7 protein-coding genes and 2 rRNA genes are annotated in these 7200 nt (G+C 46.5%); 4 read left to right on the plus strand and 5 right to left on the minus strand.

Annotation, left to right across the window (positions count from 1 at the left end; all coding sequences use genetic code 11):
• Positions 1 to 15 precede the first annotated feature (15 nt).
• The 4 genes from BMX82_RS12685 to BMX82_RS12700 all read left to right on the plus strand — a co-directional run bounded on the left by BMX82_RS12685 (position 16) and on the right by BMX82_RS12700 (position 5313).
• Positions 16 to 1251, plus strand: coding sequence for a DUF4876 domain-containing protein (locus BMX82_RS12685; RefSeq protein ID WP_091769475.1), 1236 nt, complete (start codon positions 16 to 18; stop codon positions 1249 to 1251).
• A 9-nt stretch (positions 1252 to 1260) separates the two neighbouring features.
• Positions 1261 to 4068: a M16 family metallopeptidase gene (locus BMX82_RS12690; protein ID WP_091769479.1), complete on the plus strand. Its 2808-nt coding sequence runs from the start codon at positions 1261 to 1263 to the stop codon at positions 4066 to 4068.
• A 339-nt stretch (positions 4069 to 4407) separates the two neighbouring features.
• Positions 4408 to 5016 (plus strand): hypothetical protein, encoded by a 609-nt coding sequence (locus BMX82_RS12695; RefSeq protein WP_143058373.1) that lies wholly within the window; start codon positions 4408 to 4410, stop codon positions 5014 to 5016.
• 12 nt (positions 5017 to 5028) lie between these two features.
• A complete protein-coding gene (locus tag BMX82_RS12700; protein ID WP_036909984.1) occupies positions 5029 to 5313 on the plus strand; it encodes a winged helix-turn-helix domain-containing protein in 285 nt (94 codons plus the stop codon).
• A gap of 91 nt (positions 5314 to 5404) precedes the next feature.
• On the opposite strand, the gene BMX82_RS12705 is transcribed toward BMX82_RS12700, so the two are convergent.
• From BMX82_RS12705 to BMX82_RS12725, 5 genes are all read right to left on the minus strand, one after another.
• Positions 5405 to 5626 (minus strand): DUF2795 domain-containing protein, encoded by a 222-nt coding sequence (locus BMX82_RS12705; protein WP_021852076.1) that lies wholly within the window; start codon positions 5624 to 5626, stop codon positions 5405 to 5407.
• A gap of 62 nt (positions 5627 to 5688) precedes the next feature.
• Positions 5689 to 6252, minus strand: coding sequence for a cob(I)yrinic acid a,c-diamide adenosyltransferase (locus tag BMX82_RS12710; RefSeq protein ID WP_091769482.1), 564 nt, complete (start codon positions 6250 to 6252; stop codon positions 5689 to 5691).
• A 13-nt stretch (positions 6253 to 6265) separates the two neighbouring features.
• Positions 6266 to 6784, minus strand: coding sequence for a hypothetical protein (locus tag BMX82_RS12715; RefSeq protein ID WP_091769485.1), 519 nt, complete (start codon positions 6782 to 6784; stop codon positions 6266 to 6268).
• Between the two features lie 123 nt (positions 6785 to 6907).
• Positions 6908 to 7020: ribosomal RNA gene (gene rrf / locus BMX82_RS12720) — 5S ribosomal RNA — on the minus strand.
• A gap of 80 nt (positions 7021 to 7100) precedes the next feature.
• Positions 7101 to 7200, minus strand: a 23S ribosomal RNA gene (locus BMX82_RS12725); the annotation flags it as partial.

Raw genomic sequence — 7200 nt, forward strand, 5'->3', positions numbered from 1 at the left:
AAAAGTATAGTAATTATGAAGAAGGTATTTATGTGGAGCCTGATGCTCCTTTCCTTGGGACTGAATCTGACATCGTGCAGCAGCAACGATGATCCTATCATCATCAATGATCCTGTGACATTGTCACTGGAGATGCCCCTCAACCTAGAGAACGTTGAGGTAACTAATAGCAACATCACCCTGACCAACGTAAGCTCAAGTCAGATACATGTTCTGAACAACGCCATCGAGAAGACCAGCAACGGCTTTGTAGCCACATTCAACGAGGTGGAAGAAGGCACTTACGACCTGCATGCAGAAGGTGAATTGTCGTTCACCATCAATGGTGTGGCAGGTACCAGCAAATTCGAGGTTAGTCAGGATAACATCAACCTCTCACGCACAGCTTCATCAATGAAGGTTACCATCAACACCTTCACAGCCAAGGGCGGCTTCGTGATCAGCGAGGTATTCTTTACAGGCACCACCACTCCTGAAGGCAAACAGTACAGCAACGACCAATACGTGGTCATCACCAACAACAGTGACGTTACCCTCTATGCCGATAGCATCGCTTTCCTCGAGTCATCATTCCTGACTGTTAACAACTACGAATACGTACCCGATATCAGCAAGGACACCATGGCCGTGGCTGCCGTCTACATGATTCCAGGCAACGGCACAAGCGTACCCGTTGAACCTGGCAAGTCACTCACCTTGGCCGTTAACGCCATCAACCATCTGGAGGGCAACGCCAACTCCATCGACCTGCGTGGTGCCGACTACGAGTTCTATGACATCAGCAGCAATCCTACCTACAACGATGTAGACAACACCAGCGTGCCCAACCTCGACAAGTGGTACTGCTATACCGCTACACTCTACAGCATGCACAACCGCGGTTTCAAGTCGATGGCCATCGCCAAGATGAAAGAGAGCAAAGAAAACTGGCTGGAGAAGTATGCTTATAACGGCAAATATGTGATGAGCGTCAACGGTAATGCCTATGAAATGAAAGTGAACAGCACCTACAAGGTACCCATGTCATGGGTTATCGACGGCGTCAACCTTAGTGTTGAGGAGGAATGGCAGTGGAACGTGCTGCCCGCTAACATCGACAGCGGCTGGACTTACTGTGGAAAGACCATGAACGATAAGACCCGCTATAGCAAGGCAGTTATCCGTAAGACTGACAACGAAGGGAAGTATGTTGACACCAACAACTCTGCCAACGACTTCATCCCCGAAGCAAAACCTTCAATGTTCAAATAAGCTATGAAGATGAAGAAAATATATTCTCTTTTAGCTCTGGTGCTGCTGTCGGCTACGGCAGTGGCCCAGAGCCTGCCACAAGACCCTGCCGTACGTAAGGGCAAGCTGAAGAACGGCATGACCTACTACCTCCGTCACAATGCGAAAGAGGCTGGTCTGGCAGACTTTTACATCGCCCAGCGTGTGGGTAGCATTCTTGAGGAGCCACGTCAGCGCGGACTGGCCCATTTTCTGGAGCACATGGCCTTCAACGGTACCAAGAACTTCCCCGGCAAGGGCAAGCGCCTCGGCATCGTGCCCTGGTGCGAGTCCATCGGCGTGAAGTTCGGCGCCAATCTGAATGCCTATACCTCTATCGACCAGACGGTCTACCATATCGGTTCTGCCCCGTTAAAGCGCGAAGGTATCATAGACAGTTGCCTGCTGGTGCTTCACGACTGGAGCCATTACCTGCTGCTTGAAGACGCAGAAATTGACAAAGAACGTGGGGTGATTCATGAGGAGTGGCGCACCCGCCGTGCCGGTATGGCTGTGCAGCGTCTCATGGAACAGGCCATGCCCAAAATATATAAAGGCACCAAGTATGAAGACTGCATGCCTATCGGTTCGATGGACATCGTAGACAACTTCCCCTATCAGGATCTGCGCGACTACTATCAGAAGTGGTATCGCCCCGACCTACAGGCTATCATCGTTGTTGGTGATATTGATGTGGACAAGATGGAAAAGAAAATCAAGAAGATTTTTTCACCCATCCCCATGCCGAAGAAAGCGGCAGAGCGTATCTACTTCCCTGTCAGCGACAACGACACGATGATTGTAGCCATCGAGAAAGACAAGGAGCAGCCCATTGCCCTCTGTCACCTTTATCAGAAACGTGATGCCACCCCAGATAGTGAGAAGAACTCGGAGAAATACCTGCGCGACGACTATGTGGACGGTCTGATCACCACCATGCTCAACGACCGTTACGTAGAACTGCGGCAGCAGTCGGACGCACCCTTCCAGAGTGCGACGGGACGTTCTTCGATATTCTTCCTCAGTCGCACAAAAGACGCCTTCTCTATGAGTGTCAGCTGTAAAAGCGACAACATCCTGGGAGGCATCATTGCTGCCGTAGGCGTGGCAGAACGAGCCCGCCAGCACGGGTTTACCCAATCAGAACTCGACCGCGCCAAGAAACTGCGCATGAATGCTGCCGAACGCCGTGCCAAGATGCAGGGAGACTACCGTAACTCGCACTTCGTGAACGAATGTGTAGACAACTTCCTGGAGGGCGAGCCTTTGGTGAGCGCCGACTTCAAATTGGATAATACACGCAAACTCGACCGAGAAGTGACTTTGGCGGAAGTGAATGCCGCTGTGAAAGAACTTATCACCAACCAGAATCAGGTGGTGGTAATGTATGCCCCAGACAAGGAAAACATCGTCATTCCATCAGAAGACCAAGTACGTCAAGTGATTCTCGCTGCCCAGCAGTTAAGTTATGCACCTTATGAAGAACAGCAGCTGGCTACCGACCTCGTAAGTAAGTTGCCACAGCCAGGCTCCATCACCAACGAGCAGGCTTGGGCTCACGGTTTCACAGAGTTCACACTCAGCAACGGCATGAAGGTGTACGCTAAGAAGACTGACTATGAAGCGGATGCCGTATCACTCAGCATGAAGGCAGATGGCGGAACATCGCTCTATGACGATAAGGATATTCCCAACTTCTCGCTTATCTCCAGCGGCGTCACCGAGGGAGGCGTGGGCAACTTTGATGCAGTCAGCTTACGCAAGATGCTGACGGGCAAAAGCGTGCGTGTCAGTCCATCTGTAGGCAGTAAGGGACAGAGCATCAACGGCAGTTCGTCGGTCAAAGATATGAAGACAATGTTCCAGCTAACCTACCTTTACTTCACTCAGCCTCGCAAAGATTCTGCTGCCTATGCCTCGCTCATCAGCCGTACACGCTCATTCCTCTCTAACAGAAATGCTTCACCAAAAGTTGACTATAATGACTCTATCCGTGCCATCCTCTATGGACATCATCCACGACTGGAACCTGTCGTGCAGGAGACTCTCAACAAGGCCAACTACGACCGCATTCTTCAGATATACAAAGAGCGTTTCAGCGATGCCTCTAACTTCAAGACGGTTATCATCGGCAACTACGACGAGCATGAATTGCGCAATCTTGTTTGTCAGTATCTGGCTACGCTGCCTGCCACTGGAAAGCACGAACAGACAAACTACCAGAACGTACCCCGCATTGTAGATGGCGAGAAGGTGGTAAAGTTCACTAAGCAACAGGCCACCCCATTGGCCAATGTCAGCATTTACCTGACCGCAGACGTACCCTTCACTCCGAAGAGCGATTTGGAACTCGACTTCCTGAAACGCTGTCTCTCCATCGCCTATACCGACTCTGTTCGTGAAGAAAAGGGTGGCACTTATGGTGTAAGCGTTGACTTTGAACTCGATAAGGACGATAAGCCCAACGCCACGTTGAACATCTCGTACAATGCCGACCCATCAAGATATGAAGAGTTGAATCCTATCATCTATCAGCAGCTGAGGAACATCGCCAATCATGGCCCTTCAGCCACGTCCATGCAGAAAGTGAAGGAATATCTCGTGAAGCAGTATGCCCAAGTAGCTATTACCAACGATTACTGGAGCTACATCATATGGCATGAACTCGACGATAATGCCGACTTCGACCATAACTACTGTAAGATGGTAGAAGAAATGACAGCCGAAGACATCCAGCGCATGGCCCAGCAACTGTTGGCTGCCAAACGCAGCATCGAGGTAACCATGCTGTCTGAATAATCACATTCTATTGAATGTAAGTGAATATCTGTAGGTCTATCATAACAACCTACAGATATTTTTTTCGATTGTAAACAGATCTAAAGTATACACAAGCACCTGTTGCAATAGAAGCACATATTATCCATATTCTTTATGAAGTGTTAATAATTCTTATATTTGAGATGTATTCTGCATTATAATTTGGTTTATATTATAAACTTATTTATCTTTGCAGCGCGATCCGGATAATTTGTGTTCTGTCTGACCTTTCTGCAGGAGGAAAGACAGGCACATAAGAGAGTTATACAACATTTCATAATTTATCAAATTGTAAACGACATGGAAGAAAATAAAAACTTGACTGCTGAACGCAGTCTGGAGATTATCACAGAACAGATTGAGCGTAGTCAGCGCACGATTACCAAGAATTCAGCTCTGCCTCTGATGTGGTGGGGAGTTTGCGTCACTATATTTGCACCGCTGATAGCTTACTTGTGGAAGAATCATGGTGGACCTATTTGGAACACTCTATGGGCTGTCATGTGGCTGATTGGCTTTATTGGCAATTGGATAATCGACAAAAAGAAAGAAACAGTCCCAACAACATTCGTCAGCAAGACCATAGGCCATGTATGGTCTACATTTGGTTTGTTTTGTGGAGGTATCGGCATCTTGTTCTGCCTGATAGGCACTGGAGTTCTGCCTTTAAAACTGATTATCCCCAATGCATACATATTCAGCTGCATAACTAGTATCATTTCCTTATGTTTTGGAATGAGTACGTGCATCACGGGACGCATAATCCAAAACCTTCTCATACAAAGATGCGGATTCATCGCAGGCTTGGGAGGATTTTTTACCGCACTATTTTTCTCCAGTTACCAACAGCTCTATGTAATGGCAGGCGTTACAATCATTGCCCTCATCATACCAGGAGTTGTGATTCATATACAAAACAAGAAATAAGGAGGACCGTCTATGTTTCAGCCATTAGATCCACTGCTGCATGCAGAACTGCGACTAGCCGTCATGTCGCTGCTCATCAGCGCCGACGAAGCCGAGTTCCCTTATATCAAGGAGCAGACGGGAGCTACGGCAGGCAACTTGAGCGTGCAGGTCGACAAACTATCTGCGGCGGGCTACATCGAGGTAGAGAAAACCTTCAAAGGCAAACGCCCTTGCACCATCTGCCGCATCACCGATAAAGGACGAAAAGCATTCGAGGCATACGTCGAGGCCTTGAAGAGCTATCTCAGCAAATAACGATTGAGAACATCAAAAACATCAGCGAGATAAGCAAATCCAATTTGCCTATCTCGCTGATGTTTTTGATTAATAGATTAACACTTACAGTCTAATATTCATCCTCGTTGAAGAGAAAGTCTTCCTTAGTTGGATAGTCGGGCCAGATATCTTCAATGCTTTCGTATACATCACCCTCATCCTCAATTTCCTGCAAGTTCTCAAGTACTTCCAAAGGGGCACCTGAGCGTATTGCGTAATCTATCAACTCGTCCTTGGTTGCGGGCCAAGGTGCGTCTTCTAATTTTGAAGCTAATTCCAGTGTCCAATACATATTTCTTAGGTCTTTGGGTTTACTATATTAATTTATCGGACGCAAAAGTAATCATTTTATTCTTATTTACAAACTTTTTGCCAAACTATTTCACTGACACCAGCGTTAAAATTTATTTTTTTTGCCAAAACAAATAAGTAATCACTCAATCTGTTAATATATTGTTGTATTTCGGGGCTAATTAGCGCCACCTCCGACAATGCGACGATACGTCTCTCAGCTCTTCTACACACTGTACGGCAAACATGTGCCTGGGCAGCTGCCTGCGTACCACCAGGAAGAACGAATCCCTGCTTCTCAGGAAGCAGTTTCATAATCTTATCAATCTCCTGTTCCAACAATTCTATCTCTCCTCCAGCAAGTTTAGCCGATTCATATAAGGGGGTTTTACTCTGATCGGTTGCAAGATTGGAGCATACGTTAAACAGATTGTTCTGTATCTTAATGACCAAATCACGGTCATCACCAACAGGAAGCACCGCCGCCAATAATCCTAGATGAGCGCTCAACTCATCTACCGTCCCATAGGCTTCGAGACGTACATTTGATTTTCTCACCCTAATACCACCAACGATACTTGTTTCGCCTTTGTCCCCTGTCCTAGTATAAACCTTAGTTATCTTCATATTCAATTGTTGGTTAGAAGTTAATAATATAGTTTTGCTTATGTCGTTTCTTATCGAATAAAACGATTCCACAGTAATAGAGATCGAAAGTGACACCTGTCCTTACATCAGCTACTATCTGTTGCCAGAAACAAATATCCTTTTGTATGCCTTCCACTATGAGTACTGTCCGGTCATTCACCTTATTATATATATCAGTCAAGCGAGATTGATAATCGTCTTCCAAAGTTATTCTAATTAATTCGGTAGAGCTACCATAGTTTGCCATACTGCAGCCAGCCTTGAAATAATCGTGATAACCATCACTCTCTATCATTTGAGGCTGTCGCCAATTGGCTAACCTGAAATAGAGGCGCCCCAGTTTTCTAGTCAACCATTGATCACCTTTTCCTAATGTTTTATATTGATAATATGGCCAATGCTCATTAATTACATAACGCACCAACCAATAATCGGTAGGCGACTGGATGCCAAAGCCACAAGTGTGCCTTATACGCTTTAGCCATACATATATATACAATAACCTCTGCATTTCGATGGCAAAGATACAAAGAATTTTCGGTAATCGGAAGATAACAATAAGAAAAGAATTCAATATTTTCAGTAACAAAACGAAAGAGCCCTGAACCTTTTCGGATTCAGGGCTCTCAAATAAAAGTGGCGGCTTCCTACTCTCCCGCATTGCATTGCAGTACCATCGGCGCAGGCGGGCTTAACTTCTCTGTTCGGAATGGGAAGAGGTGGGACCCCGCTGCAATAACCACCTGATATGGGTATTGACACTGTCGACACAAGAAACCTCAGTAGAAGCCCGTTTCAGAAACAACTACATCTGATAATATCAGCATACAGCGAAAGATCTCGGGCAATTAGTAGTGCTCGGCTTTGACGTCACCGTCTTTACACCTGCACCCTATCAACGTCATCGTCTATGACGACCCTCAATGG

The organism is Prevotella sp. khp7, assembly GCF_900109055.1.
GTDB lineage: Bacteria > Bacteroidota > Bacteroidia > Bacteroidales > Bacteroidaceae > Prevotella.